General features: G+C 65.3%; 28 protein-coding genes. 17 read left to right on the forward strand and 11 right to left on the reverse strand.

The features are described from left to right. Positions 1-62 precede the first annotated feature (62 nt). Complete coding sequence (gene dadA, locus B4M43_RS10835) at positions 63-1364, reverse strand: D-amino acid dehydrogenase (protein WP_296266861.1); 1302 nt, start codon at positions 1362-1364, stop codon at positions 63-65. Between the two features lie 154 nt (positions 1365-1518). Here dadA and B4M43_RS10840 point away from each other — a divergent pair, with 154 nt between their 5' ends. Continuing rightward, positions 1519-2007, forward strand: a complete 489-nt coding sequence (locus tag B4M43_RS10840; protein WP_028693190.1) for an Lrp/AsnC ligand binding domain-containing protein — start codon at positions 1519-1521, stop codon at positions 2005-2007. Positions 2008-2010: 3 nt separating this feature from the next. Here B4M43_RS10840 and B4M43_RS10845 read toward each other — a convergent pair whose 3' ends face one another. Further along, entirely contained in the window at positions 2011-2364 is a 354-nt protein-coding gene (locus B4M43_RS10845; RefSeq protein WP_296266865.1) for a YkgJ family cysteine cluster protein, read from the reverse strand. A gap of 135 nt (positions 2365-2499) precedes the next feature. Between B4M43_RS10845 and B4M43_RS10850 the strand changes: the two genes are divergently transcribed. Next, positions 2500-3780 carry an NAD(P)/FAD-dependent oxidoreductase gene (locus B4M43_RS10850; protein WP_296266867.1) on the forward strand — a complete coding sequence of 427 codons (1281 nt, stop codon included), beginning with the start codon at positions 2500-2502 and terminating at the stop codon, positions 3778-3780. Here B4M43_RS10850 and B4M43_RS10855 read toward each other — a convergent pair whose 3' ends face one another. Then, positions 3781-3999, reverse strand: a complete 219-nt coding sequence (locus B4M43_RS10855; protein WP_296266869.1) for a DUF1127 domain-containing protein — start codon at positions 3997-3999, stop codon at positions 3781-3783. Positions 4000-4174: 175 nt separating this feature from the next. Here B4M43_RS10855 and B4M43_RS10860 point away from each other — a divergent pair, with 175 nt between their 5' ends. Together B4M43_RS10860 and B4M43_RS10865 are read left to right on the forward strand one after the other, a co-directional pair. After that, positions 4175-5605, forward strand: a complete 1431-nt coding sequence (locus tag B4M43_RS10860) for a PLP-dependent aminotransferase family protein (protein ID WP_296266871.1) — start codon at positions 4175-4177, stop codon at positions 5603-5605. Positions 5606-5665: 60 nt separating this feature from the next. Further along, positions 5666-7222, forward strand: coding sequence for a phospholipase D family protein (locus B4M43_RS10865; protein WP_296266873.1), 1557 nt, complete (start codon positions 5666-5668; stop codon positions 7220-7222). Between the two features lie 10 nt (positions 7223-7232). Here the strand turns inward: B4M43_RS10865 and B4M43_RS10870 are convergent, their stop codons facing one another. Both B4M43_RS10870 and B4M43_RS10875 read right to left on the reverse strand, forming a co-directional pair. Further along, positions 7233-8375: an MFS transporter gene (locus B4M43_RS10870; protein WP_296266875.1), complete on the reverse strand. Its 1143-nt coding sequence runs from the start codon at positions 8373-8375 to the stop codon at positions 7233-7235. A 102-nt stretch (positions 8376-8477) separates the two neighbouring features. Next, on the reverse strand, positions 8478-9971 hold the full coding sequence (locus B4M43_RS10875; RefSeq protein WP_296266876.1) for an aldehyde dehydrogenase: 1494 nt from the start codon (positions 9969-9971) through the stop codon (positions 8478-8480). 196 nt (positions 9972-10167) lie between these two features. Here B4M43_RS10875 and B4M43_RS10880 point away from each other — a divergent pair, with 196 nt between their 5' ends. Together B4M43_RS10880 and B4M43_RS10885 are read left to right on the forward strand one after the other, a co-directional pair. Then, the gene (locus B4M43_RS10880; protein WP_296266878.1) at positions 10168-10545 is read left to right on the forward strand and encodes a cupin domain-containing protein; all 378 of its coding nucleotides are present in this window, start codon (positions 10168-10170) and stop codon (positions 10543-10545) included. A gap of 72 nt (positions 10546-10617) precedes the next feature. Continuing rightward, a complete protein-coding gene (locus tag B4M43_RS10885) occupies positions 10618-10851 on the forward strand; it encodes a hypothetical protein (protein WP_296266880.1) in 234 nt (77 codons plus the stop codon). Between the two features lie 72 nt (positions 10852-10923). On the opposite strand, the gene rpmG is transcribed toward B4M43_RS10885, so the two are convergent. Next, on the reverse strand, positions 10924-11079 hold the full coding sequence (gene rpmG, locus B4M43_RS10890) for a 50S ribosomal protein L33 (protein WP_296266881.1): 156 nt from the start codon (positions 11077-11079) through the stop codon (positions 10924-10926). Positions 11080-11090: 11 nt separating this feature from the next. Beyond that, positions 11091-11327 (reverse strand): 50S ribosomal protein L28, encoded by a 237-nt coding sequence (rpmB, locus tag B4M43_RS10895; protein ID WP_028693180.1) that lies wholly within the window; start codon positions 11325-11327, stop codon positions 11091-11093. A gap of 360 nt (positions 11328-11687) precedes the next feature. On the opposite strand from rpmB, the gene B4M43_RS10900 reads away from it, so the two are divergent. Beyond that, complete coding sequence (locus B4M43_RS10900; protein WP_296266885.1) at positions 11688-13274, forward strand: ABC transporter substrate-binding protein; 1587 nt, start codon at positions 11688-11690, stop codon at positions 13272-13274. 3 nt (positions 13275-13277) lie between these two features. On the opposite strand, the gene radC is transcribed toward B4M43_RS10900, so the two are convergent. After that, positions 13278-13961, reverse strand: a complete 684-nt coding sequence (gene radC, locus B4M43_RS10905) for a RadC family protein (protein WP_296266886.1) — start codon at positions 13959-13961, stop codon at positions 13278-13280. Between the two features lie 125 nt (positions 13962-14086). Between radC and coaBC the strand changes: the two genes are divergently transcribed. The 7 genes from coaBC to B4M43_RS10940 all read left to right on the forward strand — a co-directional run bounded on the left by coaBC (position 14087) and on the right by B4M43_RS10940 (position 19985). After that, a complete protein-coding gene (gene coaBC / locus B4M43_RS10910; protein WP_296266888.1) occupies positions 14087-15298 on the forward strand; it encodes a bifunctional phosphopantothenoylcysteine decarboxylase/phosphopantothenate--cysteine ligase CoaBC in 1212 nt (403 codons plus the stop codon). Between the two features lie 5 nt (positions 15299-15303). Continuing rightward, the gene (dut, locus tag B4M43_RS10915) at positions 15304-15759 is read left to right on the forward strand and encodes a dUTP diphosphatase (RefSeq protein WP_296266890.1); all 456 of its coding nucleotides are present in this window, start codon (positions 15304-15306) and stop codon (positions 15757-15759) included. Positions 15760-15859: 100 nt separating this feature from the next. Next, on the forward strand, positions 15860-17248 hold the full coding sequence (locus B4M43_RS10920) for a phosphomannomutase/phosphoglucomutase (RefSeq protein WP_296266892.1): 1389 nt from the start codon (positions 15860-15862) through the stop codon (positions 17246-17248). 29 nt (positions 17249-17277) lie between these two features. After that, positions 17278-18192: an acetylglutamate kinase gene (gene argB, locus B4M43_RS10925; protein WP_296266894.1), complete on the forward strand. Its 915-nt coding sequence runs from the start codon at positions 17278-17280 to the stop codon at positions 18190-18192. Between the two features lie 87 nt (positions 18193-18279). Continuing rightward, positions 18280-18933: a CsgG/HfaB family protein gene (locus B4M43_RS10930; RefSeq protein WP_296266896.1), complete on the forward strand. Its 654-nt coding sequence runs from the start codon at positions 18280-18282 to the stop codon at positions 18931-18933. Between the two features lie 27 nt (positions 18934-18960). Next, entirely contained in the window at positions 18961-19329 is a 369-nt protein-coding gene (locus B4M43_RS10935; protein ID WP_296266898.1) for a DUF4810 domain-containing protein, read from the forward strand. Beyond that, positions 19326-19985 (forward strand): DUF799 domain-containing protein, encoded by a 660-nt coding sequence (locus tag B4M43_RS10940; RefSeq protein ID WP_296266900.1) that lies wholly within the window; start codon positions 19326-19328, stop codon positions 19983-19985. Before B4M43_RS10935 ends, B4M43_RS10940 begins: the two co-directional genes overlap by 4 nt. 56 nt (positions 19986-20041) lie before the next feature. On the opposite strand, the gene pyrE is transcribed toward B4M43_RS10940, so the two are convergent. After that, on the reverse strand, positions 20042-20683 hold the full coding sequence (gene pyrE, locus B4M43_RS10945; RefSeq protein WP_296266902.1) for an orotate phosphoribosyltransferase: 642 nt from the start codon (positions 20681-20683) through the stop codon (positions 20042-20044). A 79-nt stretch (positions 20684-20762) separates the two neighbouring features. On the opposite strand from pyrE, the gene B4M43_RS10950 reads away from it, so the two are divergent. Continuing rightward, the gene (locus B4M43_RS10950; RefSeq protein ID WP_296266903.1) at positions 20763-21542 is read left to right on the forward strand and encodes an exodeoxyribonuclease III; all 780 of its coding nucleotides are present in this window, start codon (positions 20763-20765) and stop codon (positions 21540-21542) included. 80 nt (positions 21543-21622) lie between these two features. Here B4M43_RS10950 and rph read toward each other — a convergent pair whose 3' ends face one another. Further along, positions 21623-22345, reverse strand: coding sequence for a ribonuclease PH (gene rph / locus B4M43_RS10955; RefSeq protein WP_296266905.1), 723 nt, complete (start codon positions 22343-22345; stop codon positions 21623-21625). Positions 22346-22577: 232 nt separating this feature from the next. On the opposite strand from rph, the gene B4M43_RS10960 reads away from it, so the two are divergent. Continuing rightward, positions 22578-23441, forward strand: a complete 864-nt coding sequence (locus tag B4M43_RS10960; protein ID WP_296266907.1) for a YicC/YloC family endoribonuclease — start codon at positions 22578-22580, stop codon at positions 23439-23441. A 12-nt stretch (positions 23442-23453) separates the two neighbouring features. Next, positions 23454-24083 (forward strand): guanylate kinase, encoded by a 630-nt coding sequence (gene gmk / locus B4M43_RS10965; RefSeq protein ID WP_296266909.1) that lies wholly within the window; start codon positions 23454-23456, stop codon positions 24081-24083. 30 nt (positions 24084-24113) lie between these two features. Here gmk and B4M43_RS10970 read toward each other — a convergent pair whose 3' ends face one another. After that, complete coding sequence (locus B4M43_RS10970) at positions 24114-25661, reverse strand: APC family permease (RefSeq protein WP_296266910.1); 1548 nt, start codon at positions 25659-25661, stop codon at positions 24114-24116. Positions 25662-25955 lie beyond the last annotated feature (294 nt).

Below are 25955 nucleotides of genomic sequence, written 5' to 3' on the forward strand. Positions count from 1 at the left end.
CTTGCAAAGGCCGGCGTACCGGCCCTGGTTTCGAAGCGCCGGCTGGCCGGCCCTCTGTCGGGTTACGAATGGGCCGGCGTTGGCTGGCCCTGGCGAGCGGCGTTCTGGCCGTGGCCATAGCGCGAGATGTCCAGCCCCGCCGCACTGATCTGCGGCGTCTTGCGCGCGATCAGGTCTGCCAGCAGACGCCCGGAACCGCAGGCCATGGTCCAGCCCAGGGTGCCGTGGCCGGTGTTGAGGAACAGGTTGCGCAGCCGGGTCGCGCCGACGATGGGGGTGCCATCGGGGGTAGCGGGGCGCAGGCCGGTCCAGAACTCGGCTTGGCGCAGGTCGCCGCCGCGAGGATAGAGATCGTTGACGATCATCTCCAGCGTTTCTCGCCGACGCGGGTTCAAACCGAGATCGTAGCCGGCGATTTCCGCCATGCCGCCCACGCGGATGCGCTCGTCGAAACGGGTGATGGCCACCTTGTAGGTTTCGTCGAGGATGGTCGAGGTCGGCGCCATGGCCGCGTCGGTGATCGGCACAGTCAGCGAGTAGCCTTTGAGCGGGTACACCGGCGCCTCGATGCCCAGCGGCTTGAGCAACTGCGGGGAGTAGCTGCCCAGGGCCAGCACGTAGCGGTCGGCAGTTTCCAACTTGTCGTCGATCAGCACACCGTCGATGCGGTCGCCGCTGGCCTGCAACTGCTGGATGTTCTGCCCGAAACGGAACTCCACACCCAGATCCCGGGCCATCTGCGCCAAGCGCGTGGTGAACAGTTGGCAGTCGCCGGTCTGGTCGTTGGGCAGGCGCAGCGCGCCGGCGAGGATGTCCTTGACCCCGGCCAGAGCCGGCTCGACCCGGGCGATGCCGTCGCGGTCGAGCAGCTCGAATGGCACACCGGAACGTTCCAGCACGGCGATGTCCTTGGCTGCGGCATCGACCTGGGCCTGGGTGCGGAACACCTGGGTGGTGCCCAGGGTGCGGCTTTCATAGGCGATGCCGGTTTCGGCGCGCAGCTCGTCGAGGCAGTCGCGGCTGTACTCGGACAGGCGCACCATGCGCTCCTTGTTCAGGGCATAGCGGCTGGCGGTGCAGTTGCGCAGCATCTGCGCCATCCACAGGTACTGATCGACGTCGCCGGTGAGTTTGATGGCCAGGGGCGCATGGCGTTCGAGCAGCCACTTGATGGCCTTGAGCGGCACCCCGGGCGCGGCCCAGGGCGAGGCGTAGCCGGGCGAGATCTGGCCGGCGTTGGCAAAGCTGGTTTCCATGGCCACCGCCGGTTGGCGGTCGACCACGGTCACTTGAAAACCTTGTCGGGCCAGGTAGTAAGCGCTGACGGTGCCGATCACACCGCCACCCAGTACCAGAACTCGCATTGTCGCTTCCTTTGCGCGGCGTGCCGCGGGCAATCGCTGAGGTGGGTTGAATGGGCGCAGTATAAAAACTACCCACCAGTGCATTCCACTGTATAAACGCCTATATTTGGCGACAATTCTCGGCACTTTGGCCTTTCACGGAGGGGCATCCCCTATGAGAACCCAGCATCAGAGCAAGCGCGAACTGGACAAGATCGACCGCAACATCCTGCGCATCCTGCAGAACGACGGGCGCATCTCGTTCACTGAGCTGGGCGAAAAGGTCGGCCTCTCGACCACGCCCTGCACCGAGCGCGTGCGGCGCCTGGAGCGCGAGGGCATCATCATGGGCTACAACGCCCGCCTCAACCCGCAGCACCTCAAGGGCAGCCTGCTGGTGTTCGTCGAGATCGGCCTGGACTACAAGTCGGGCGACACCTTCGAGGAATTCCGCCGCGCCGTGCTCAAGCTGCCCCATGTGCTGGAATGCCACCTGGTGTCGGGCGACTTCGACTACCTGGTCAAAGCGCGGATTTCCGAGATGGCCTCCTACCGCAAGCTGCTCGGCGACATCCTGCTCAAGCTGCCCCACGTACGCGAGTCGAAGAGCTACATCGTCATGGAGGAAGTCAAAGAAAGCCTGTGCCTGCCGATTCCGGACTGAGCCTCAAACCAGCACCTGCCGGGTGCTGGCGATGAAGCGGTGCACCAGCCGCTCGGCCTCGGGCTCGATCGGCGTCGCCGGCCCGCGGCCACGGGGGCAGGCCATGCGCGGCGTGGTGCCGAACAGCCGACAGATCATCGGCCGATCCTCGTACACGGTGCAGCCGTCGGGGCCTAGATGCACGCAGTCCAGACGCTCCAGCGCCGCCGCTTGCTCGGCCGCCGACTTGCGCGGCAGGCAGGCCATCTCCTCGCTGGAAGTGGTCACCGGCCCGCAGCAGTCGTGGCAGCCGGGTTCGCAGGCGAAGGTGGGGATCAGCTCGCGCAGGAAGTGGATCTTGTGGCGGTTGTCGGGCATCGGAAGAACACAGGATCAGGAAAATGGCCCGGTAGTGTAAGGCAAGCGCACGACCGGCCCAATCACCCGGCGGGGGTTGGCGCGGTGCGAAGGCAGCGCTTATCCTCGCCCACTCGCTTCTCCCAGGACACGTCCATGCCCCATGCCGCCTCCTATTACGCCGCCAGCAGCGTGGCCCAACCCGATCATCCCGCGCTCAGCGGGATGCAGCGCGCCGACGTCTGTATCGTCGGCGGTGGCTTTTCCGGGCTCAACACCGCCATCGAACTCGCCGAGCGCGGCCTTTCGGTGATCGTGCTGGAAGCGCAGCGCATGGGCTGGGGCGCTAGCGGGCGCAATGGCGGGCAGCTGATTCGCGGCGTCGGCCATGGCCTGGAGCAGTTCCGCAAGACGCTCGGCGACGACGGTGTGCGCAGCTTGAAGCTGATGGGCCTGGAAGCGGTGGAGATCGTGCGTCAGCGCGTCGAGCGCCATGCCATCGCCTGCGACCTGACCTGGGGCTACTGCGACCTGGCGAACAAACCCGGCGAGCTGGACGGTTTCGCCGAAGACGCCGAAGAGCTGCGCGGCCTGGGCTATGCCCACGAGCTGCGCCTGGTCAGCCAGGCCGACATGCACCAGGTGGTGGGCAGCCAGCGCTATGCCGGCGGCCTGATCGACATGGGTTCGGGGCATCTGCACCCGTTGAATCTGGCGCTGGGCGAGGCGGCGGTGGCGGCGCGCCTGGGTGTCGGCCTGTACGAGCAGTCCGCCGTCACGCGCATCGACTACGGCCCGCAGGTGGTGGTGCACACCGCCCAGGGCCAGGTCCGCGCCGACACCCTGGTGCTGTGCTGCAACGCCTACCTCAACGGCCTCAACCGCGAACTGGGCGGCAAGGTGCTGCCGGCCGGCAGCTACATCATCGCCACCGAGCCGTTGGGCGAGGAACGCGCTCGCCAGCTGTTGCCGCAGAACATGGCGGTGTGCGACCAGCGGGTGACCGTGGACTATTACCGCTTGTCGGCCGACAAGCGCCTGCTGTTCGGCGGCGCCTGCCATTACTCGGGCCGCGACCCGCAAGACATCGCCGCCTACATGCGGCCCAAGATGCTCAAGGTGTTTCCGCAACTGGCCGACGTGCGCATCGACTACCAATGGGGCGGCATGATCGGCATCGGCGCCAACCGCCTGCCGCAGATCGGCCGCCTGGCCAGCCAGCCCAACGTGTTCTACGCCCAGGCCTACTCCGGCCATGGCCTGAACGCCACGCACCTGGCCGGACGCCTGCTCGGCGAGGCCATCAGCGGCCAGGCCAGCGGGCGCTTCGAGCTGTTCGACAAGGTGCCGCACATGACCTTCCCCGGCGGCCAGCACCTGCGCTCGCCGCTGCTGGCGTTGGGCATGCTCTGGCATCGGCTCAAGGAGCTAGTGTAGTCAGCCCTTCCAGAACGGCTTGGCGGCTTCCGCCTGGGCCTGTTGCAGGCTCAGGCCGACATCGCGCAATTCCGTTTCGGTCAAGGTCAGCAAGCCCTGGCGGGTGCGCCAGCGGCGCAACAAGCGCTGAGCGCGCGTCAGCCTGGGTTGGGCGCCGTGCTTGTCGAGCGCGACTGGCTCGATAGCCGACGTTGGCGAAACCTCGCTGATCCCTTTCATGGTGTTTGCCTCCTGGTCGTGACTGGACAGGAGCACAGAATGCCGCGCGTCGCACATGATGATACAGATCCAAAGAATATCGATTAAATCCATACAGACCACGCTGAAACAGCCGTGAATGCTGTATTTTCCTGGCATCTGTACCGGTTTTCACCGCCCGTCCCAGGAGCACGCCATGACGCTGTACGCCAACCTCGCCGAGCTGCTCGGTGCCCGTATCGAGCAAGGCTTGTACCGCCCAGGCCAGCGCCTGCCCTCGGTGCGCGCGCTGAGCCTGGAGCATGGCGTAAGCCTGAGCACCGTGCAGCAGGCCTATCGCCTGCTCGAAGACAACGGCCTGGTCTCGCCGCGGCCAAAGTCCGGCTACTTCGTCAACGAGGGCCGCAGCCAGGCGGCGCTGCCCGCGGTCAGCCGACCGGCGCAGCGGCCGGTGGAAATCTCCCAGTGGGAGCAGGTGCTGGACCTGATGAGCAGCACCCCAAGCCGCGAGGTGATCCAGCTGGGGCGCGGCATGCCCGACGTCGACACCACCAGCCTCAAACCCCTGCTGCGCAGCCTGGCGCAGCTCAGCCGGCGCCTGGACATGCCGGGGCTGCATTACGACACCATCCACGGCAACCTGCGCCTGCGCGAACAGATCACCCGTCTGACCCTCGATTCGGGCTGCCGCCTGGCCGCCACCGACGTGGTGGTGACCACCGGTTGCCATGAGGCGCTGTCGTGCGCCATCCGCGCGGTGTGCGAACCGGGCGACATCGTCGCGGTGGAATCGCCGAGCTTCCACGGTGCCATGCAGACCCTCAAGGGCCTGGGCATGAAGGCCATGGAAATCCCCACCGATCCGCTGACCGGGATCAGCCTCGAAGCCCTGGAGCTGGCCTTGGAGCAATGGCCGATCAGGCTCATCCAAGTCACCCCCAGCTGCAACAACCCGCTGGGCTACGTCATGCCCGAGGCGCGCAAGAAAGCCCTGCTGAACCTGGCCCAGCGCTTCGACGTGGCGATTCTCGAAGACGACGTCTACGGCGATCTGGCCTACACCTACCCCCGCCCGCGCACGATCAAGTCGTTCGACGACGACGGCCGCGTGCTGCTCTGCAGTTCGTTCTCCAAGACCCTGGCGCCCGGCCTGCGAGTGGGCTGGGTGGCGCCTGGGCGCTACCTGGAGCGGGTGCTGCACATGAAATACATCAGCACCGGCTGCACCGCCGCCCAGCCGCAGCTGGCGATCGCCGACTTCATCGCCGAAGGCCACTACCAGCCGCACCTGCGCCGCCTGCGCAGCCAGTACCAACGCAGCCGCGACGTGATGAGCGATTGGGTGGCGCGGTATTTCCCGGCCGGCACCCGGGTCAGCCGTCCGCAGGGCGGGTTCATGCTGTGGGTGGAACTGCCCGAGCACTTCGATACCTTACGGCTCAACCGTGCCTTGCTCGAACAAGGGGTACAGATTGCCGTGGGCAGCATCTTTTCCGCCGCCGGCAAATACCGTCACTGCCTGCGCATGAACTACGCCGTGCGCCCCTCGGCCGAACTCGAAGCGGCGGTGCGCCGCGTGGGTGAAACCGTACGACGCCTGCTGGCAGAAGACGACAGCGCTGAGTAACTTTGCCCTACTTCGCAGGGTCCATACCTGCGGACCTACTGCGTACAGGACGCTCCCACCTTGAAACTCCAGCGAGCATTGCCCCTCGTACTGGCGCTGTTGCTCGGCCTGGCCGGCTGCGCCAGCGTCAGCCCGCCGCGCCAGACCAGCCAGGCCCTGCCCGCCGAGCAATCGGCCTTCGGCCGCTCGGTGCTGAGCCAGGCGGCGGCCCACGACGGCCGCTCCGGTTTCCGTCTGCTGCCCAACAGCACCGAGGCCTTCCACGCCCGCGCCGAGCTGCTGCGCAACGCGCAGACCAGCATCGATCTGCAGTACTACATCGTCCATGACGGCCTCAGCACCCGCACCCTGGTGCACGAACTGCTCGCCGCCGCCGACCGCGGCGTGCGCGTGCGCGTGCTGCTCGATGACACCACCAGCGACGGCCTGGACAGCCTGATCGGCACCCTCGCCGCCCACCCCAACATCCAGATCCGCGTGTTCAACCCGCTGCACCTGGGCCGCAGCACGGGCCTGACGCGCACTGCCGGGCGCCTGTTCAACCTGTCGTTGCAGCACCGGCGCATGCATAACAAGTTGTTCCTGGTGGACAACAGCATGGCCATCGTCGGCGGTCGCAACCTGGGCGACGAATACTTCGACGCCGAGCCCAACCTCAACTTCACCGACATCGACATGCTTGGCATCGGCCCGATCGCCGATCAGTTGGGCCACAGCTTCGACCAGTACTGGAACAGTGCCCTGAGCCGGCCGATCAACGATTTTCTCTGGCGCGAGCCCGACGCCGACGCCCTCAAGACCAGTCGCCAGCGCCTCGACGCTTCGCTGGTCAAGGCACGGGTCGAGCGCAAGGCGCTGTACGACCGGCTGATGGCTTGGCAACAGACGCCACGCCTGGCGCAGTGGCGCAAGGAGTTGATCTGGGCCCATGGCCAGGCGCTGTGGGATGCGCCGAGCAAGGTGCTGGCCAAGGACGAACCCGACCCGCAACTGCTGATGACCCAGCAACTGCTCCCCGACCTGCAGCAGGTGCAGCACGAGCTGATTCTGATCTCGGCCTATTTCGTGCCGGGCAAGACCGGTTTGGTCTACCTCACCGGCCGTGCCGACCAGGGCGTGAGCGTCAAGCTGCTGACCAACGCCCTGGAGGCCACCGACGTGCCGGCGGTGCACGGTGGCTATGCACCCTACCGCCGTGCGCTGCTCGAACATGGCGTACAGCTGTTCGAGCTGCGCCGCCAACCCGGCGACCCCAGCTCCACGCGCGGCCTGAATTTCCGCGGCAGCTCCGATTCCAGCCTGCACAGCAAGGCGATGGTCTTCGACCGGCACAAGACCTTCGTCGGCTCGTTCAACTTCGATCCGCGTTCGGTGCTGTGGAATACCGAGGTGGGCGTACTGGTAGACAGCCCGAAACTGGCCGAATACACCCGCGCGCTGGCCTTGCAGGGCATGGCTCCGGACGTCAGCTACCGGCCCGTGCTGCAGGACGGCAAGCTGGTGTGGATCACCGAAGACAATGGCCAGCTGCACACCCTGACCCGCGAGCCTGGCGGCGTCTGGCGGCGCTTCAACGCCTGGGTGGCTAAAGCAGTAGGGCTGGAGCGGATGCTCTAGAGCGGCCGACTCACGCCTTGGCAGCAGGCGCGAACGCGCCGGGGCGCTGGGTCAGCCAGACCAAACCCGCAGCGCCGGCCGCCATGATCCACAGCAGGGCATGGCCGCTGATCCACTGGCTGCCCGCCCCGGCCAGCAGCGGCCCGAGCAGGCAGCCGATGCCCCACAGTTGGGCCACGTGGGCATTGGCCCTGACCAGCGCATCGTCCCGATAGCGTTCGCCGATCAGCACCAGCGACAGGGTGAACAGACCACCGGCGCTGGCGCCGAACAGCACCCACAGCGGCCAGATCGCAGGCGTATGCAGCAGTAGCGGGATCGTCAGGCTGGTGATCAGCAAGGTCACCGCGCAGCCGGTGAACAGGAGGCGTCGCGACAGGCGATCGGCCAGCGCGCCGATGGGCAGTTGCAGCACCGCATCGCCTACCACCACGGTACTGACCATGAACAGCGCCAGCTCGGCGGTGAAACCCTGTTGCAGGCAATAGACCGGCAACAGCGTCAGAATCATCGCTTCGAAGGCAGCGAACAAGGCGATGGCCCAAGCGATCACCGGCAGGTGGCGGCAGAAGCCGACCAGGTCGCGCAGGCCGACGCTGCACGCCTCGGTGACAGGCGCGCCGTCACGGCCCAGCAGTATCAGCGGCGACAGCAGCAACAGCCCGGTCGCGGCCCAGAAGCCAAAGTCGTCGTCCGAGCCCAGGACGCCCAACAGCAACGGCCCGGCCAGCTGGCTCAGGGCGTAACTGCTGCCATACAGCGCCACCAGCCGACCGCGCCATTGCTCGACCACCAACTGGTTGATCCAGCTCTCGCCCAGCACGAACACCACGGTCAGCGACATGCCGATCAACAGGCGCAGGCCCAGCCATAGCGGGTAGCTGGGCAGCACGGCCACCAACCCGATCGACAACGCCCCGCCCCACAGGCACAAGCGCATCGCCGCCGGCACCCCGACCCACCCGGCCAGCCGGCTGGCGAAGCTCGCCCCCAGCAGCACGCCCAGTGCCGGCATGGCGGCCATCACGCCGATGGCGAAGCCGCCGTAGCCCTGCTGCTCCAGGCGCAGCGACACCAGCGGCATGCTCACGCCCAGCGCCAGGCCCACGCTCAACACGGCCGACAGGACAGCGAAATAGGTTGCCCAGCGCATGGCGGCTCCTTGGCGAGAAATCGGCGGACGACAGAAACGACGCAGCCGGACCGACGTATCGGCCCGGCTGCGGGTGTGGCCTGAGAGGCTTGGACTGGGCCGTTACAGCTTGATCCAGGTGGCCTTCAGCTCGGTGTACTTCTCCAGCGCATGCAGCGACTTGTCGCGGCCGTTGCCCGACTGCTTGAAGCCGCCGAAGGGCGCGGTCATGTCGCCGCCGTCGTACTGGTTGACCCACACGCTGCCGGCACGCACGGCGCGGGCGGTCTTGTGCGCCTTGGAGATGTCTGCCGTCCAGATGCCCGCCGCCAGGCCGTACGGCGTGTCGTTGGCGATGGCGATGGCTTCTTCGGCGGTGTCGAAGGTGATCACCGACAGCACGGGGCCGAAGATTTCTTCCTGGGCGATCTTCATGGCGTTGGTCACGCCGTCGAAGATGGTCGGCTCGACGTAGGTGCCGCCAGTCTCTTCGAAGATGCGTTTGCCACCGGTGAGCAGCGTGGCGCCGTCCTGGTGGCCGGCGTCGATGTACGACAGCACGGTGTTCATCTGCTGGGTATCGACCAGAGCGCCGACGGTGGTCGCCGGATCCAGCGGGTTGCCCGGCTTCCAGGCCTTGAGGGCCTCGACCACCTTGGGCAGGAACTGGTCGCGGATCGAGCGTTCGACCAGCAGTCGCGAGCCGGCAGTGCACACTTCGCCCTGGTTGAAGGCGATGGCGCTGGCGGCGGCCTGGGCGGCGGCGTCCAGATCGGGGGCGTCGGCGAAGACGATGTTCGGGCTCTTGCCACCGGCTTCCAGCCACACGCGCTTCATGTTCGACTCGCCGGCGTAGATCATCAGTTGCTTAGCGATGCGGCTGGAGCCGGTGAACACCAGGGTGTCGACGTCCATGTGCAGGGCCAGGGCCTTGCCAACCGTGTGGCCGTAGCCGGGCAGCACGTTGAGCACGCCGGCGGGAATGCCCGCTTCGATCGCCAACTGGGCGATGCGGATGGCGGTCAGCGGGGATTTTTCGGACGGTTTGAGCACCACCGAGTTGCCGGTCGCCAGGGCTGGCCCGAGCTTCCAGCAGGCCATCATCAGGGGGAAGTTCCAGGGTACGATGGCCGCAACCACGCCGACCGGCTCGCGGGTGACCAGGCCGAGCTGGTCGTGGGGCGTGGGCGCCACTTCGTCGTAGACTTTGTCGATGGCTTCGGCGGTCCAGTGGACGGCATTGGCCGCGCCGGGGATGTCGATACTGGAGGAGTCGCCGATGGGTTTACCCATGTCGAGGGTTTCCAGCAGCGCCAGCTCTTCCACGTTGGCGCGCATCAGCTCGGCGAAGCGGATCAGACGCGCCTTGCGCTTGGCCGGGGCCAGGCCCGACCAGACGCCGGAATCGAAGGTGGCGCGGGCGTTTTCCACGGCCCGATTGGCGTCGGCCACGTCGCAACTGGCAATCTTGGCGAGGAAACGACCGTCGACCGGGCTGAGGCAGTCGAAGGTTTCCCCGGCGCTGGCGTCGGTGTACTGGCCATCGATGAAGGCACGGCCCTCGATCTTCAGTTGCTGTGCGCGTTGTTCCCAATCCGCATGCGTCAGGGTGGTCATTACCGAACTCCTCCTCTTGTAGGGGTGCAACGCCGCACTGAGGGCGCGCAGGCGTTGTCTGAAATACTGGCCGGGCAACGAGTGCGCACAGGCGCTAGCACCCTAAACCAGGCCGATCAAACTATCAATATATTTGACACGATCGGCATTTAAGACCTCATATGTTCATTTTATTAAACATGCACGGGGACCCATCATGAGCATCTCCACCATCATAGACTTCGCCCAGGTGCTGACCGAAGCCGAGCGCTACCGGCCGGCGGCGGAAAAAATCCTCTCGGGCGACCCCGACCAACTGGTTTACAACCACTACGCCAGCCCCTGCGGCCAGTTCGCGGCAGGCGTTTGGGAGGGTGCAGTGGGACACTGGAAGGTCAGCTACACCGAACATGAATATTGCGAAATCGTCCAAGGCGTATCGGTGCTGCGTGACGAAGCCGGCGAGGCGAAAACGCTGCGTGCGGGCGATCGCTTCGTGATCCCGGCCGGTTTCGAGGGTACGTGGGAAGTGCTGGAGCCGTGCCGCAAGATCTATGTGATGTTCGAAGCCGCATCGCCGACGGTAGATATCTAACGCTGGCTGAGGTGAGGGGGCGAGACGATAGGTGTGCCTAATCCCAGGCATTTCCTGCGAAGGAGCAACACCATGACCATTAATCTGCCCCCTCTCACCGATATGCCCATCGAAGATGTGCTGGCCCCGGTCCGCCATGTCATCGGCTCGCCTTATGTCGAAAGCGTCAAAGACTACATCCTTGCACTGACGGGTCTGCGTCGGGCCGTAGGCCCTGGAGAACCGGCCACCAAGGACATTCGCACGGACCGTGTTTTCATTTCGGTGGACGACGACGGCCGCATTGCCCGACTGACGATCAAGTGAAGCGCCCCCGCCCTTGAAGGCATAAAAAAACCCGCATCCTTTCGGATACGGGTTTTTTTAGTCGCCGATCAATTACTTGATCTTGGCTTCCTTGTAGATCACGTGCTTGCGAACGACCGGATCGTATTTCTTGATCTCGATCTTGTCCGGGGTAGTACGCTTGTTCTTGTCGGTGGTATAGAAATGGCCGGTGTTAGCGGTCGATACCAGACGGATCAATTCACGCATGATGCTCTCCCTTAAACCTTGTTGCCGGCGCGACGGATGTCGACCAGGACGGCATCGATGCCGCGCTTGTCGATGATACGCATACCTTTGGCGGAAACGCGCAGACGCACGAAACGCTTCTCGGATTCAACCCAGAAACGGTGATGCTGCAGGTTCGGCAGGAAACGACGACGGGTTTTGTTGTTTGCGTGGGAAATGTTATTCCCAGTTACCGGACCCTTACCGGTAACTTGACAGACTCTCGACATGCCTCAGCCCTCTAAAACCACATGCCCAACCCGGCATGGGTTGGCCGCTTAATCTCTCAGTCTTGGCGCCAGGCGCCGTATTTCAGGGGTCTTATTCGACCGGACCCGCTTGCGCGGCAGACCGAGCCCCTAGAAAAGAGCGCTGCTTTATACCAGAAAGACTTGTGCACAACAACTCTCCGCGTACATCGGAGCACGCTAGCACGGCTGCGGTCGGCCGTCGCACAAGGCTAGCGCAGCGTGCGCCGTTCGTCGCCGAATTAATTGCCAAGGCTGTGGTCATTTGCAGGCATCGCCCCTACTGTAGGACGTTTCCAGCCAGAACCGGCCGATAGCCACCGACCCATCGAGGACTTCCCCATGCGTGCCGCCGCGCTTTGCTTCGCGTTTTCTTCACTGTTCGCCGCAGGCATCGCTCAGGCCGCCCCGCTGGTGGTATGCACCGAGGCCAGCCCCGAAGGGTTCGATGTGGTGCAGTACAACTCGCTGACCACCACCAACGCCTCGGCCGACGTGCTGATGAACCGTCTGGTGGAGTTCGATGCTGCACAGGGCAAGGTCGTGCCGAGCCTGGCCCAGAGCTGGAGCATCTCGCCCGATGGGCTGACCTACGACTTCACTCTGCGCAAAGGGGTGAAGTTCCACAGCACGGCCTACTTCAAGCCCAGCCGCGAGCTGCAGAGCGACGACGTGCTGTTCAGCTTCCAGCGCATGCTCTACCCGGCCCACGCCTGGTACAAGACCGCCCCGGGCGGCTACCCGCATGCCCAGTCGCTGCAATTGGGCAGCCTGATCAAGTCGGTCGAAGCGCCTACGGCCAATACCGTGCGTTTCACCCTGGACCACCCCGACGCCACCTTCCTCGCCACCCTGAGCATGGGCTTTGCCTCGATCTACTCGGCCGAATACGCCGACAAGCTGATGAAGGCCGGCACGCCCGACAAGCTTAACAGCCAACCCATCGGCACCGGCCCTTTCGTGTTCCAACGTTTCCAGAAGGACGCCCTGGTGCGCTACCGCGCCAACCCCGACTATTTCGCCGGCAAACCGGCCGTCGACCCGTTGATCTACTCGATCGCGCCGGACGCCACCGTGCGCCTGCAAAAGCTCAAACGCAACGAGTGCCAGGTGGCGCTGTCGCCCAAGCCGCTGGACATCGCCGAAGCGCAGAAGGACAGCGCCTTGCAAGTGGCCAGCACGCCAGCCTTCATGACCGCCTTCGTGGCCTTCAACAGCCAGCACCCGCCGCTGGACAAGCCCGAGGTGCGCCAGGCCATCAATCTGGCGTTCGACAAGAAGGCCTACTTGCAAGCCGTGTTCGAGAACACCGGCACCGTGGCCGACGGCCCCTACCCGCCGACCACCTGGGGCTACGCCAAGAACCTTCCCGGCTACCCCACCGACCTGACCAAGGCCAAGGCGCTGATGGCCAAGGCCGGCCTTGCCGACGGCTTCAGCACCACGATCTGGACGCGCCCGTCAGGCAGCCTGCTCAACCCCAACCCGAGCCTGGGCGCGCAGATGCTGCAAGCCGATCTCGCCAAGCTCGGTATCAAGGCGGAAATCCGCGTGATCGAGTGGGGCGAGTTGATCCGCCGCGCCAAGAAAGGCGAGCACGACCTGCTGTTCATGGGCTGGGCCGGCGACAACGGCGACCCGGACAACTTTCTCACCCCACAGTTTTCCTGCGCCGCTGTGCAGTCGGGCACCAACTTCGCGCGCTTCTGCGACCCACGCCTCGACCAGTTGATCAGCGCCGGCCGCACCACCGCCGACCAGAGCGTGCGCAGCCGCCTGTACCAGCAGGCGCAAACGCTGATCCAGCAGCAGGCGCTGTGGTTGCCGCTGGCGCATCCGTCCGCTTCCACCTTGCTGCGCAAAGGCGTCGAGCACTATCAGGTGAGCCCGTTCGGACGCCTGGACTTCACCAAGGTCAGCGTCAATTAAGCCTCAGTCGGTCGAGAACCAGCCATGCTCGACCATCGAGTATGGCTCTTCGTCGCCGACGATGATGTGGTCGAGCACGCGCACGTCGATGACCCGCAGCGCCGACTTCAGCGCTAAGGTCAGGCGCAGGTCGTCCTGGCTGGGTTCGGGCAGACCCGAAGGGTGGTTGTGGCAGAGGATGACGGCCGCCGCGTTGCGTGCCAGTGTGCGGCGGATCACATCGCGCGGGAACACGCTGGCGCGATCGATGGTGCCTTGGAACAGCACGTCGAAACCCAATGGCCGCAGGCGTATGTCGAGGAACAGACAGGCGAACACTTCGCTGGCTTCGTGCCGCATCATCGACTTCAAGTAGCGCCGGACCTGGGCCGGCGACTCCAACGCCGGCCCGCGCTCGATGGACTCGGCCAGGTGCCTTCGGCCGATTTCGAGCAAAGCCTGAAACTGGGCGTAACGTGCCGGCCCCAGCCCCATTTCGCCGAGAAACGCCGCCCTATCGGCTTCGAGCAACTGACGCAGGCCACCGAAGCGCGCGAGCAAGCCACGCGCCAGGTCGACCACGTTGCGGCCGGGCAACCCGGAACCGAGCAGCACCGCCAGCAATTCGGCGTCCGACAGCGTGTTGGCACCCTTTTTCAGCAGTTTCTCCCTCGGCCGCTCCGCCAACGGCCACTCCCTGATGTTCATCGTCGCTCCTTGTGTGCTGATGCGGCGTATTTGGGCGCTGTGTTAACCTATTTCGTCCCGTAAATGCGACGATCCGCCGCAGGCAGATTCGTCGCCGCATGCTTTCTCTGGAAAAAGGCCTTTCTATGCAGCGGCTGTATCGCAAGCGCATCGTGCTGGGCGTGGGAGGCGGCATCGCCGCCTACAAAAGCGCCGAGCTGATTCGCCGGCTCCTGGAACATGGCGCGCAGGTACGCGTGGTCATGACCCGCGGCGGTGCCGAGTTCATCACCCCGCTCACGCTGCAGGCCCTGTCGGGCCACCCGGTGCACCTGGACTTGCTCGACCCTGCGGCCGAAGCTGCCATGGGCCACATCGAACTGGCCAAATGGGCCGACCTGGTGCTCATCGCCCCGGCCACTGCCGACCTGATGGCGCGCCTGGCCCAGGGCATGGCCGACGACCTGCTGACCACCCTGGTGCTGGCCACCGACGCCACCGTGGCGGTCGCTCCGGCGATGAACCAGGCCATGTGGCGCGATCCGGCCACCCAGGCCAACCTGGCGCTGCTGCAACAGCGCGGCCTCCAGGTGTTCGGCCCGGCGTCGGGCAGCCAGGCCTGCGGCGACGTCGGGCTGGGGCGCATGCTCGAGGCCACCGACCTGGCCTGGTGCGCGGCGGAAAGCTTCAAACGCCAGTCGTTGACCGGCAAGCATGTGTTGATCACGGCAGGTCCCACCCAGGAAAACATCGATCCGGTGCGCTACATCACCAATCATAGTTCCGGGAAGATGGGCTTCGCCCTGGCCGAAGCGGCGGCCGAAGCCGGGGCCAGGGTGACCCTCGTCACCGGCCCCGTGCACCTGCCGACGCCTGACCGCGTCACGCGCATCGACGTGGTGAGCGCGCGCGACATGCTCGCGGCCTGCGAAACGGCCATGCCCTGCGACCTGTTGATCGCCTCCGCTGCGGTCGCGGACTACCGCCCCGAAGTCATCGCCCCGCAAAAGCTCAAGAAAGATCCCACAACCGGCGACGGCATGCTGCTGCAGATGGTGCGCAATCCGGATATCCTCGCCACCCTGGCCGGTCGCAGCGATCGCCCGTTCAGCGTAGGCTTCGCGGCCGAGACCGAGCATTTGCTCGACTACGCCACGCGCAAGCTCAAGGACAAGAACCTCGACCTGATCGTCGCCAACGACGTGGCCAATCCCAGCATTGGCTTCAACAGCGAGGAAAACGCCTTGACCGTGATCGACCGCCAACAGCAGCAAACCCTCTTCGCGCAGACCAGCAAGGGCAAGATCGCCCGGCAACTGGTCGGCTTCATCGCCGAACGACTCAATCAGGTTCAATAAGCTCCATGCACGCTCTTCAAGCCAAGATCCTCGACCCCCGCCTGGGCAGCGATTTCCCGCTGCCGCAATACGCCACGCCCGGCTCCGCCGGCCTCGACCTGCGCGCCCTGCTGCAGCACGACACCGTCCTCGAACCCGGCCAGACCCTGCTCATTCCCACCGGCCTGTCGATCTTCATCAGCGACCCGAGCCTGGCTGCGCTGGTATTGCCGCGTTCGGGCCTGGGCCACAAGCACGGCATCGTGCTCGGCAACCTGGTGGGCCTGATCGACTCGGACTACCAAGGCGAGCTGATGGTCTCGTGCTGGAACCGCGGCCATGCGCCCTTCACCCTCACCGTCGGCGAGCGCATCGCCCAGCTGGTGCTGGTGCCGGTGGTGCAGGCGCAGTTCGAGATCGTCGAGGACTTCGCCGCCACCGAACGCGGCGAAGGGGGCTTCGGCCACTCGGGCACCCGATAGCGGCACCGTCGGCCGACAAGGGCGCCCGTGTTCGAACCGATCGAGCACATGGGCGCCGAACAGCGTCCCGCGCCACGAGCGATTTGCCAGAGCACAACCCATGAGCCCCATGCCCACCACCCTGCCGGCCAGTATCTTCCGCGCCTACGACATCCGCGGCGTGGTCGGCCGCGACCTGCACCCCGACACCGCCTACTGGATCGGCCGCGCCATCGGCGCACAGAGCCTGGCCCAAGGCGAGCCGCAGGTGGCGGTGGGCCGTGACGGGCGGCTGTCCGGGCCGCTGCTGGTCGAGCCACTGATTCGCGGCCTGGTCGACGCCGGCTGCCAGGTCAGCGACGTCGGCATGCTGCCCACGCCCGCGCTGTACTACGCAGGCCATGTGCTGCCCGGCCGCTCGGCGGTGATGCTCACCGGCAGCCACAACCCGCCCGACTACAACGGCTTCAAGATCGTCATCGCCGGCGACACCCTGGCCAACGAGCAGATCCAGGCGCTGCTGACGCGCTTGCAGACCAACGACCTGAGCCAGGGCGAAGGCCAGGTGCGGCGGGTCGACATCCTCGCGCGCTACCAGCAGCGCATCGTCGACGACGTACGTCTGGCCCGCCCGCTCAAGGCCGTGATCGACTGCGGCAACGGCGTGGGCGGCGTCATCGCCCCGCAACTGCTGAGCGCGCTCGGCTGCGCCGTCACGCCGCTGTATTGCGAGGTCGACGGCACCTTCCCCAACCACCACCCCGACCCCGGCAAGCCCGAGAACCTCCAGGCGCTGATCGCCAAGGTCAGGGAAACCGGCGCCGACATCGGCCTTGCCTTCGACGGCGATGCCGACCGCGTGGGCGTGGTGACCAATCGCGGCACCATCGTCTACGCCGACCGCCTGCTGATGCTCTTCGCCCAGGACGTGCTGGCGCGCCACCCAGGCGCCGAGGTGATCTTCGACGTCAAATGCACCCGGCGCCTGCCCGCCCTGATCGAGGCCTGCGGCGGCCGCCCGGTCATGTGGAAGACCGGGCATTCGTTGATGAAGAAGAAGATGAAGGAGACCGGCGCGCTGCTGGCCGGCGAGATGAGCGGCCACCTGTACATCAAAGAGCGCTGGTACGGTTTCGACGACGGCCTGTACGTCGCCGCGCGCCTGCTGGAGATCCTCAGCCACAGCGAAGTCGACGCCGAAACGCTGTTTGCAACGTTCCCCAACGATATTTCCACCCCGGAAATCAACATCGATGTGACCGACGCCGGTAAATTCAGCATCATGACTGCGCTGCAACGCGACGCCGACTGGGGCGAAGCGCGCCTGACCACCCTCGATGGCGTGCGCGTCGACTATCCCCATGGCTGGGGCCTGGTGCGCGCCTCCAACACCACGCCGGTGCTGGTGCTGCGCTTCGAGGCCGACGACCCAGCGCAGCTGCAACGCATCAAGCACATTTTCCGCACGCAGTTGCTGCGGGTCGCACCCGACCTGCAACTGCCATTCTGACCGACTCTCTGTCCTGCCTGGAGCCCCGCATGACCCTCGAACGCGATGCCGCTTCCCAAGTCGCCAAGGTATTGTCCGAAGCGCTGCCCTACATCCGCCGTTTCGTCGGCAAGACCCTGGTCATCAAGTACGGCGGCAACGCGATGGAGAGCGAAGAGCTCAAGACCGGCTTCGCCCGCGACATCGTGCTGATGAAGGCCGTGGGCATCAACCCGGTGGTGGTGCACGGCGGCGGCCCGCAGATCGGCGACCTGCTCAAGCGTCTGTCCATCGAGAGCCACTTCATCGATGGCATGCGCGTCACCGACGCCGCGACCATGGACGTGGTGGAAATGGTCCTCGGCGGGCAGGTCAACAAGAGCATCGTCAACCTGATCAACCGCCATGGCGGCAGCGCCATCGGCCTGACCGGCAAGGACGCCGAGCTGATCCGCGCCAAGAAGCTCAAGGTCAGCCGTCAGACCCCGGAAATGACTTCGCCGGAAATCATCGACATCGGCCATGTCGGCGAGGTGGTCGGGGTCAACACCGAGCTGCTGAACATGCTGGTGCGCGGCGACTTCATCCCGGTGATCGCCCCCATTGGCGTGGGCGCCGACGGCGAGTCGTACAACATCAACGCCGATCTGGTGGCCGGCAAGGTGGCCGAAGCGCTGCAAGCCGAGAAGCTGATGCTGCTGACCAACATCGCAGGCCTGATGGACAAGCAAGGCAAGGTGCTCACGGGCCTGACCACCGAGCAGGTCAACGAGCTGATCGCCGACGGCACCATCTACGGCGGCATGCTGCCGAAAATCAAATGCGCCCTGGAAGCGGTGCAGGGCGGCGTGACCACCTCGCACATCGTCGATGGCCGCGTGCCCAACGCCGTGCTGCTGGAAATCTTCACCGACAGCGGGGTCGGCACCCTGATCACCAACAAGCAGCAGGCGCCGAACGCCTGATGGCTTTACGCCCCAGGCGCGCGCCTGGGGCCCATACTTCGTAAACCCTGGAGAAACAGCGTGAAATACGCATCACATGGACTCGTGATGGCAGCCGCCATCGCTATCGGGTCGTTGGCTGGCTGTGCCACCGAAACCTCTACCGCCGTCGCCGTACAGCAGGTCGACAGCGTCAACCGTCCCTACAGCGGCGTGCGTGCGCCCATCGCCGTGGGCAAGTTCGACAACCGTTCCAGCTACATGCGCGGCATCTTCTCCGACGGCGTCGACCGCCTCGGCGGCCAGGCCAAGACCATCCTCATCACCCACTTGCAGCAGACCAACCGCTTCAGCGTGCTGGACCGCGACAACATGAGCGAAATGCAGCAGGAAGCGTCGATCAAGGGCCAGGCGCAACGCCTGCGCGGCGCCGACTACGTGGTGACCGGCGATGTCACCGAGTTCGGCCGCAAGGAAGTCGGCGACCACCAGCTGTTCGGCATCCTGGGCCGCGGCAAGACCCAGATCGCCTACGCCAAGGTGGCGCTGAACATCGTCAACATCAGCACCTCGGAAGTGGTGTATTCCACGCAAGGCGCAGGCGAGTACGCCCTGTCGAACCGCGAGATCGTCGGCTTCGGCGGCACCGCGAGCTATGACTCCACGCTCAATGGCAAGGTGCTCGACCTGGCCATGCGCGAGGCGGTCAACAAATTGGTCACGGCCGTGGACAACGGTCAATGGAACCCCCGCGCCCAGTAAGCGGCGCTGCGACAAGGAAGCCTTTCGATGAACATCCCCCTCGTGGCCTGGCGCAATGGCGCCGGCCTCGTGCTGGCCGGCCTGCTGCTGGCCGGCTGCAACGCCCCCAAACCGCTGTACCAGTGGGAAAGCTACCAACCGCAGGTCTACCAGTACTTCAACGGCCAGTCCAAGGAAGAGCAGGTGCTGGCGCTGGAGCGCGACCTGGAGAAAATCAAGGCCAAGAACGGCGCCGTACCGCCGGGCTACCACGCACAACTGGGCCTGCTGTATTCGGGGCTGGGCAAGGACGATCAGATGGCTCAGCAGTTCTTGACGGAAAAGGCGCTGTTTCCTGAATCGGCGGCCTACATGGACTTTCTGCTGAGCAACGCCCGCCAAGGAGCCAAGCCATGATCAAGCAAATTGCCGGTTGGCTCGTGGGGGCCTGCGTGCTGGCCTTGTTCGTCGGTTGTGCCGAACGCCAGAGCGTCGACTATTCGGCCTACAAACAGAGCCGCCCCAAGTCGATCCTGGTCCTGCCACCGCTGAACCAGTCGCCGGACGTCAAAGCCACCTACAGCATGCTCTCGCAGGTCACCTATCCGCTGGCGGAGGCCGGTTACTACGTCATGCCGGTGGCGCTGGTGGCCGAGACCTTCAACCAGAACGGCATGACCCAACCTGAAGACGTGCACCAGTTGCAGCCCCGCAAGCTGCACGAGATCTTCGGCGCGGACGCCGGCTTGTACGTGACGGTGAGCGACTATGGCACGAGCTACATGGTGATCAGCAGCGCCACCACCGTGACGGCGAGCGCCAAACTGGTCGACCTGAAGACCGGTTCGACCTTGTGGACCGGCAGCGCGACGGCTTCCAGCGCGGAAAACCAGCAGAACCAGGGAGGCCTGATCGGCATGCTGATCATGGCGGCGGTCAACCAGATCGTCAGCAGCGCCCAGGACGACGCCGGTTACCCGATCGCCGGCATCACCAGCGCGCGCCTGCTCTCGCCCCATCCCAACGGCGGCATCCTCTACGGGCCACGCTCGCCGAAGTACGGCACGGACTGACCCTGCATGAGGCATGAAAAAGGCGACCCGAAGGTCGCCTTTTTCGTTGCCCAGGCTCAGATGCCGTAGCGCGCCCGGTAGGCTTCGACCGCAGGCAGATGCTGCTTGAGCTGCGGGTCGTCGGCCAGGAACTCCAGCACCTGGGTCAGCGACACGATGCTGACCACGGGGATGGCGAAATCGCGTTCCACTTCCTGGATCGCCGACAGCTCGCCGTTGCCGCGCTCTTCCCGGTTCAGGGCGATGAGCACGCCGGCCGGCTTGGCGTTTTGCGCCGAAATGATCTGCATCACTTCGCGAATGGCGGTGCCGGCGGTGATCACGTCGTCGATGATCAGCACGTCGCCGGCCAGCGGCGCGCCGACCAGGCTGCCGCCTTCGCCGTGGTCCTTGGCTTCCTTGCGGTTGAAGCACCAGGGCACGTCGAGTTGATGCTGCTCGGCCAGCGCCACGGCCGTGGCCGCCGCCAGGGGAATGCCCTTGTAGGCGGGGCCGAACAGCACGTCGAAGGGAATCTTGCTGTCGACGATGGCGGCGGCGTAGCAGCGGCCCAGTTGCGCCAGGGCGGAACCGCTGTTGAAGAGACCGGCGTTGAAGAAATAAGGGCTGGTACGCCCCGATTTCAACGTGAACTCACCGAAGCGCAGAACACCGCGATCGATGGCAAAACGAATGAAGTCACGCTGATACGGTTGCATGTAAGTCCCGAATATTACGGATTTAGCTAAATGGGTTGAGCTCGGGTATCATACACGCACGAGATTTATGGGGCCATTTATGCGGATCATCAGTGTGAACGTCAATGGCATTCAGGCGGCGGCCGAGCGGGGTTTGCTCAGCTGGCTTCAAGCCCAGAATGCCGACGTCATCTGCCTGCAGGACACCCGCGCCTCGGCCTGTGAACTCGACGACCCAGCTTTCCAGCTCGATGGCTATTTCCTTTATGCCTGCGACGCGGAGGTGCCTGCCCAAGGGGGTGTGGCGCTCTACTCGCGGATGCAGCCCAAGGCAGTCATCACCGGCCTGGGTTTCGAGGCAGCCGACCGTTACGGACGTTACCTGCAAGCGGATTTCGACAAAGTCAGTATTGCCAGCCTGCTCTTGCCTTCGGGCATGAACGGCGACGCGGACTTGAACCAGAAGTTCAAGTTGATGGACGACTTCGGCAAGTACCTGGATAAACAGCGGCGCAAGCGCCGCGAATATATCTATTGCGGCTCGTTGTATGTGGCGCAGCAGAAGTTGGACATCAAGAACTGGCGCGACAGCCAACAGTCGCCCGGTTTCCTGCCCCCCGAGCGCGCTTGGATCGATTCCATCGTGGGCGACATGGGCTATGTGGATGCGCTGCGCGAAGTCAGCCGCGAAGGCGACCAGTACAGCTGGTGGCCGGACAACGAGCAGGCCGAGATGCTCAACTTGGGCTACCGGTTCGACTATCAGCTGCTCACGCCGGGCCTACGCCGCTTCGTCCGTAGCGCACGCCTGCCGCGCCAGCCACGCTTCTCGCAGCACGCGCCACTGATCGTGGACTACGACTGGACGCTGACCATCTAGGCTTTTCGCACAGCCCCTAGGGCTGGCCCAGACACGAAAAAGCCGACAGCAATGTCGGCTTTTTCGTGTCTGCAAAGAACTCAGTCGGCCAATGCGGCCGTCTGTAGTTCGAAGATCTCGTTCATGCCCTTCTGTGCCAAGGCCAGCATGGCGTTGAAGTCTTCCGGCTGGAACGGCGCGCCTTCGGCGGTGCCCTGGACTTCGATGAAGCCGCCGGCACTGGTCATGACCACGTTCAGGTCGGTCTCGGCGGCGGAGTCTTCGAGGTAGTCGAGGTCCAGTACCGCTTCGCCCTTGTACATGCCCACGGAAACGGCCGCGATCATGTGCTTGAGCGGGTCGCCGCCCTTGAGCCCGCCACGCTTCTTGATCACGCGCAGGGCGTCGACCAGGGCCACCATGGCGCCGGTGATCGACGCGGTACGGGTGCCGCCATCGGCCTGGATCACGTCGCAGTCGACGTACAGGGTGATGTCGCCGAGCTTGCTCATGTCCAGCGCCGCGCGCAGCGAACGGCCGATCAGGCGCTGGATTTCCAGAGTGCGGCCGCCTTGCTTGCCACGGCTGGCTTCGCGCTGGTTACGCTCGCCGGTGGAACGCGGCAGCATGCCGTATTCGGCGGTCAGCCAGCCTTGGCCCTGGCCCTTGAGGAAACGCGGAACGCCGTTTTCGACGCTGACGGTGCAGATCACCTTGGTGTCGCCGAACTCGACCAGCACCGACCCTTCGGCGTGCTTGGTGTAGTGGCGGGTGACGCGGATCGAGCGGAGTTGGTCGGCGGCGCGACCACTTGGACGTTTCATCTGGAGTTCCTGTACCGGGGTTCGAATCTGCCGAGCATTATAGGGATGCGCGCTCGATGGCGACATGCCTATCGTCGCGGCGCGCCGCCCTGCCCCTCGCCAACGCCGGATTCGACTGGCCGTCGCGGCGCCCCAAGGGCCGCTTGGGCGGCACTGCCGCACTGCGCTACAATCCCGCGCCTTGCAGCCCGAACGCTTTCCTTTTCATCTACCCTTCGCGAGGTCGTTTCCCATGGTGCACAGCATGACCGCTTTTGCTCGCGTCGAGCGCGCCGGCAGCCAAGGCACCCTGACCTGGGAGCTGCGCTCGGTCAACCACCGCTACCTCGAACCCCACCTGCGCCTGCCCGAAGCCCTGCGCGACCTCGAAGGCGCGGTGCGCGAAGGCCTGCGCCAAGGTCTGTCGCGCGGCAAGGTCGAATGCACCCTGCGCCTGGCCGAAGAAACCGCCGGCAAGCCGCTGCAGGTCGATCGCGAGCGCGCCGCACAACTGGTCGCCGCCGCCGAAACGGTGGCCGGCCTGATCCAGCAGCCGGCCCCGCTCAACCCCCTGGAAGTGTTGGCTTGGCCGGGCGTGCTGGTGGCCGACGCCAACGATCCGCAAGCACTCAACGCCGAGGCTTTGGGCCTGTTCGGCGAAGCGCTCAAGGAACTGCTCGCGGGCCGCGTGCGCGAAGGCCAGGAACTGGCCCGCCTGATCGGCGAGCGGCTCGACGCCATGAGCCAGGAAGTCGCCATCCTCCGCACCCTGGTGCCACAGATGCTGGCCGCCCAACGGCAAAAGGTGCTCGACCGCTTCCACGACATGCAGGCCGAGCTCGACCCGCAGCGTCTGGAGCAGGAGATGGTCCTGCTGGCGCAGAAAAGCGATGTCGCCGAAGAGCTCGACCGCCTCGAAACCCACATCACCGAAGTGCGCCGCGTGCTCAAGTCCGGCGGCGCAGCCGGTCGGCGCCTGGATTTCCTGATGCAGGAGCTCAACCGCGAAGCCAACACCCTCGGCTCCAAGGCCTTCGACCCGCGCAGCACGCAAGCGGCCGTCAACCTCAAGGTGCTGATCGAACAGATGCGTGAACAAGTACAGAACATCGAGTAAGGCCATCCCACGATGAACCACAGCAGCGGCACCCTCTATATCGTTTCCGCCCCCTCCGGGGCCGGCAAGACCAGCCTGGTTTCGGCGCTCACCGCGCCTGGCAGCGGCGACGCGAACATTCGCGTCTCGGTCTCGCACACCACCCGCGCCATGCGCCCGGGCGAGCAGCACGGGGTGAACTACCACTTCGTCGACCAGCCACGCTTCCGCTCGATGATCGAGCAAGGCGATTTCCTGGAGCATGCCGAAGTGTTCGGCAACTTCTACGGCACCTCGCTCAGCGCCTTGCAGCAGACCCTCGACGAAGGCTTCGACCTGATCCTGGAGATCGACTGGCAGGGTGCGCAGCAGGTGCGCAAGCTGATGCCCGAAGCGCTGTCGATCTTCATCCTGCCGCCGAGCAAGGAGGCACTGCGCCAGCGTCTGGACGGCCGCGGCCAGGACAGCGAAGCGATCATCGCCGGGCGCATGAGCGAAGCGGTCAGCGAGATGCGTCATTACGACGAATTCGACTACGTGATCATCAACGACGATTTCCAGACCGCCCTGGATCAGCTCAAAGCGGTGTTCCTGGCCAACCGCGTATGCCTGCGCAAACAGCAGCAGCGCCACCGGGCGCTGCTCGAACAACTGGTCAGCTGAGAGACACGAGGGGCTCGCCAGAGCCCCTGTTCAGTCCGGCAGGTGCAGCGTCGCCTGCTGGCGCAAGGTGGCGCCAAGGAAGTAGGCCGGCGCCCGCAGCCGCGACAGCACCATCAGCACGATCCCCAGCAGCGAGATGATCGCCGCGATCACGAACACCAGCCCCAAGCCGCCCACATGCGAACCGCTGCCGAAGTCCGGCGAGGCGCTGTCGATGGCCGTGCGTACGAAAATCACCGACAGGATGGCGCCGCCCAGCAGTGGACAGAGGCCGCGCATCACGAAGTGCCGCACACTGCTGAACAGGCTGCGGCGGAAATACCAGACGCAGGCGAAGGCCGTCAGCGAATAGTAGAAGCAGATCATCATGCCCAGCGCGGTGATGGTGTCGGCCAGCACGTTCTCGCTCAGGCTGCGCATGGTGACGTAGAACGCCGCCGCCGCGACGCCGGCACAGATGGTGGCGTAGCGTGGCGTCTGCGAGCGCGGGCAGACCTTGGCGAAACGCCGTGGCACGGCGCCGTAGTAACCCATGGCCAGCAACGTGCGCGCAGGCGACACGAAAGTCGATTGCAGCGAGGCGGCGGTACTGGCCAGCACCGCCACCGACATCATGATCGCCAGCGGCCCCATGACCGGGCCGGCCAAGTGGGCGAAGACGTTCTCCTGAATGCGCGGATTGCCCAGGCCCAGACCGACCTCGCTGATGCCGGCGAACTGCAGGGTGGCGATGCCCGTCAGCAGGTACAGGCAGAGGATCAGCAGCACCGTCCAGGTGGCCGCCTTGCCGGGTACTTCCTCACTGCCGACGGACTCCTCGCTGACCGTCAGGCACACGTCCCAGCCCCAGAAGATGAAGATCGACAACGACAACCCGGCGGCGAAGGACGAGAAGCTCTCGACGCCGAACGGGTTGAACCACGACAGCTCGAACGCCAGCGGTGGCGGCGCCGCGGTTTCGCCGAAGGCGGCGAAGGCGAAGCCGATCAGCACCAGCAGCTGCAAGGCCACCAGCCCGTACTGCACGGTCATGGTGGTGCCCATGCCGCGGCAACAGATCCACACCGCCAAGGCGATGAAGGCGCAACAGGTGCCGATGTTGATCAGCAGGTTGTCCGCCAAGGCGGCCAGGCTTTGCTCGCCGGTGATCTGGGCGAGGAACAGGTAGAAGAAATCCACCGCCACACCGGCGAGGTTCGACAACACGATGGTGGTCGCCACCACCAGGCCCCAACCGCCGATCCAGCCGATCATCGGCCCGAAGGCACGCGCCGACCAGGTGAAGGAGGTGCCGCTGTCGGGCTCGGCGGCGTTGAGTTCGCGGTAGCCCAAGGCGACCAGCAGCATCGGCAGAAAGCCGACGATGAACACCGCAGGCAAGTGCGCGCCGACCTCGCGCACGGTCGGCCCAAGCGCGCCGGTCAGGGTGTAGACCGGCGCGATGGTGGAAATGCCCAGCACCACACTGGCCAGCAGGCCCAGGCTGCCCTTGGCCAGCCCTTTGCCCGACGAGGCGGTGGCGCCACCGGCTTGCCCGGACGCAGCCGGAGGACGATCGGCGTGTGTGTAGTCGCTCATGAGTCCCTGCCATTGCTATGGGTAGTGTTTTCACAGGCCCTGCATGCAGGCGTGCGCTCGGGTACCGGGAGTTGCTGGCTTGAGGCTGGCACGGTCATCGACCGGCTTCAGCGCGCGGCGCGGCGTGGGGCTTGCGCAGCGTCGCAGTGCGGCGCGCAGGCATGGCCCACACCGGGGGCGTCATTGTAATGATGCAGCTCGGCCTGTGAAGGCGAGTCGATGAAAAGAGCGTGGGGATTGGAGGTGCGACCAGGGCATTGAGCCAGGGCAAGGCGCGGAGCGGTTGACGCGAAC

Origin of the sequence: Pseudomonas sp. UBA6562, from assembly GCF_002434265.1 — a bacterium.
In the GTDB taxonomy this organism is placed as follows: domain Bacteria; phylum Pseudomonadota; class Gammaproteobacteria; order Pseudomonadales; family Pseudomonadaceae; genus Aquipseudomonas.

What these genes read in the sequence shown, in the direction of transcription:
- B4M43_RS10940 (WP_296266900.1), top strand. Translation starts at nt 19,326, where the DNA reads ATGATCAAGCAAATTGCCGGTTGGCTCGTGGGGGCCTGCGTGCTGGCC.
- B4M43_RS10860 (WP_296266871.1), top strand. Translation starts at nt 4,175, where the DNA reads ATGACGCTGTACGCCAACCTCGCCGAGCTGCTCGGTGCCCGTATCGAG.
- pyrE (WP_296266902.1), bottom strand. Translation starts at nt 20,683, where the DNA reads ATGCAACCGTATCAGCGTGACTTCATTCGTTTTGCCATCGATCGCGGT.
- B4M43_RS10960 (WP_296266907.1), top strand. Translation starts at nt 22,578, where the DNA reads ATGGTGCACAGCATGACCGCTTTTGCTCGCGTCGAGCGCGCCGGCAGC.
- B4M43_RS10930 (WP_296266896.1), top strand. Translation starts at nt 18,280, where the DNA reads ATGGCAGCCGCCATCGCTATCGGGTCGTTGGCTGGCTGTGCCACCGAA.
- B4M43_RS10875 (WP_296266876.1), bottom strand. Translation starts at nt 9,971, where the DNA reads ATGACCACCCTGACGCATGCGGATTGGGAACAACGCGCACAGCAACTG.
- argB (WP_296266894.1), top strand. Translation starts at nt 17,278, where the DNA reads ATGACCCTCGAACGCGATGCCGCTTCCCAAGTCGCCAAGGTATTGTCC.
- B4M43_RS10855 (WP_296266869.1), bottom strand. Translation starts at nt 3,999, where the DNA reads ATGAAAGGGATCAGCGAGGTTTCGCCAACGTCGGCTATCGAGCCAGTC.
- B4M43_RS10870 (WP_296266875.1), bottom strand. Translation starts at nt 8,375, where the DNA reads ATGCGCTGGGCAACCTATTTCGCTGTCCTGTCGGCCGTGTTGAGCGTG.
- B4M43_RS10845 (WP_296266865.1), bottom strand. Translation starts at nt 2,364, where the DNA reads ATGCCCGACAACCGCCACAAGATCCACTTCCTGCGCGAGCTGATCCCC.
- rph (WP_296266905.1), bottom strand. Translation starts at nt 22,345, where the DNA reads ATGAAACGTCCAAGTGGTCGCGCCGCCGACCAACTCCGCTCGATCCGC.
- B4M43_RS10880 (WP_296266878.1), top strand. Translation starts at nt 10,168, where the DNA reads ATGAGCATCTCCACCATCATAGACTTCGCCCAGGTGCTGACCGAAGCC.
- B4M43_RS10950 (WP_296266903.1), top strand. Translation starts at nt 20,763, where the DNA reads ATGCGGATCATCAGTGTGAACGTCAATGGCATTCAGGCGGCGGCCGAG.
- B4M43_RS10935 (WP_296266898.1), top strand. Translation starts at nt 18,961, where the DNA reads ATGAACATCCCCCTCGTGGCCTGGCGCAATGGCGCCGGCCTCGTGCTG.
- B4M43_RS10920 (WP_296266892.1), top strand. Translation starts at nt 15,860, where the DNA reads ATGAGCCCCATGCCCACCACCCTGCCGGCCAGTATCTTCCGCGCCTAC.
- B4M43_RS10850 (WP_296266867.1), top strand. Translation starts at nt 2,500, where the DNA reads ATGCCCCATGCCGCCTCCTATTACGCCGCCAGCAGCGTGGCCCAACCC.
- B4M43_RS10885 (WP_296266880.1), top strand. Translation starts at nt 10,618, where the DNA reads ATGACCATTAATCTGCCCCCTCTCACCGATATGCCCATCGAAGATGTG.
- rpmG (WP_296266881.1), bottom strand. Translation starts at nt 11,079, where the DNA reads ATGCGTGAATTGATCCGTCTGGTATCGACCGCTAACACCGGCCATTTC.
- dadA (WP_296266861.1), bottom strand. Translation starts at nt 1,364, where the DNA reads ATGCGAGTTCTGGTACTGGGTGGCGGTGTGATCGGCACCGTCAGCGCT.
- gmk (WP_296266909.1), top strand. Translation starts at nt 23,454, where the DNA reads ATGAACCACAGCAGCGGCACCCTCTATATCGTTTCCGCCCCCTCCGGG.
- B4M43_RS10970 (WP_296266910.1), bottom strand. Translation starts at nt 25,661, where the DNA reads ATGAGCGACTACACACACGCCGATCGTCCTCCGGCTGCGTCCGGGCAA.
- B4M43_RS10840 (WP_028693190.1), top strand. Translation starts at nt 1,519, where the DNA reads ATGAGAACCCAGCATCAGAGCAAGCGCGAACTGGACAAGATCGACCGC.
- rpmB (WP_028693180.1), bottom strand. Translation starts at nt 11,327, where the DNA reads ATGTCGAGAGTCTGTCAAGTTACCGGTAAGGGTCCGGTAACTGGGAAT.
- B4M43_RS10900 (WP_296266885.1), top strand. Translation starts at nt 11,688, where the DNA reads ATGCGTGCCGCCGCGCTTTGCTTCGCGTTTTCTTCACTGTTCGCCGCA.
- dut (WP_296266890.1), top strand. Translation starts at nt 15,304, where the DNA reads ATGCACGCTCTTCAAGCCAAGATCCTCGACCCCCGCCTGGGCAGCGAT.
- coaBC (WP_296266888.1), top strand. Translation starts at nt 14,087, where the DNA reads ATGCAGCGGCTGTATCGCAAGCGCATCGTGCTGGGCGTGGGAGGCGGC.
- radC (WP_296266886.1), bottom strand. Translation starts at nt 13,961, where the DNA reads ATGAACATCAGGGAGTGGCCGTTGGCGGAGCGGCCGAGGGAGAAACTG.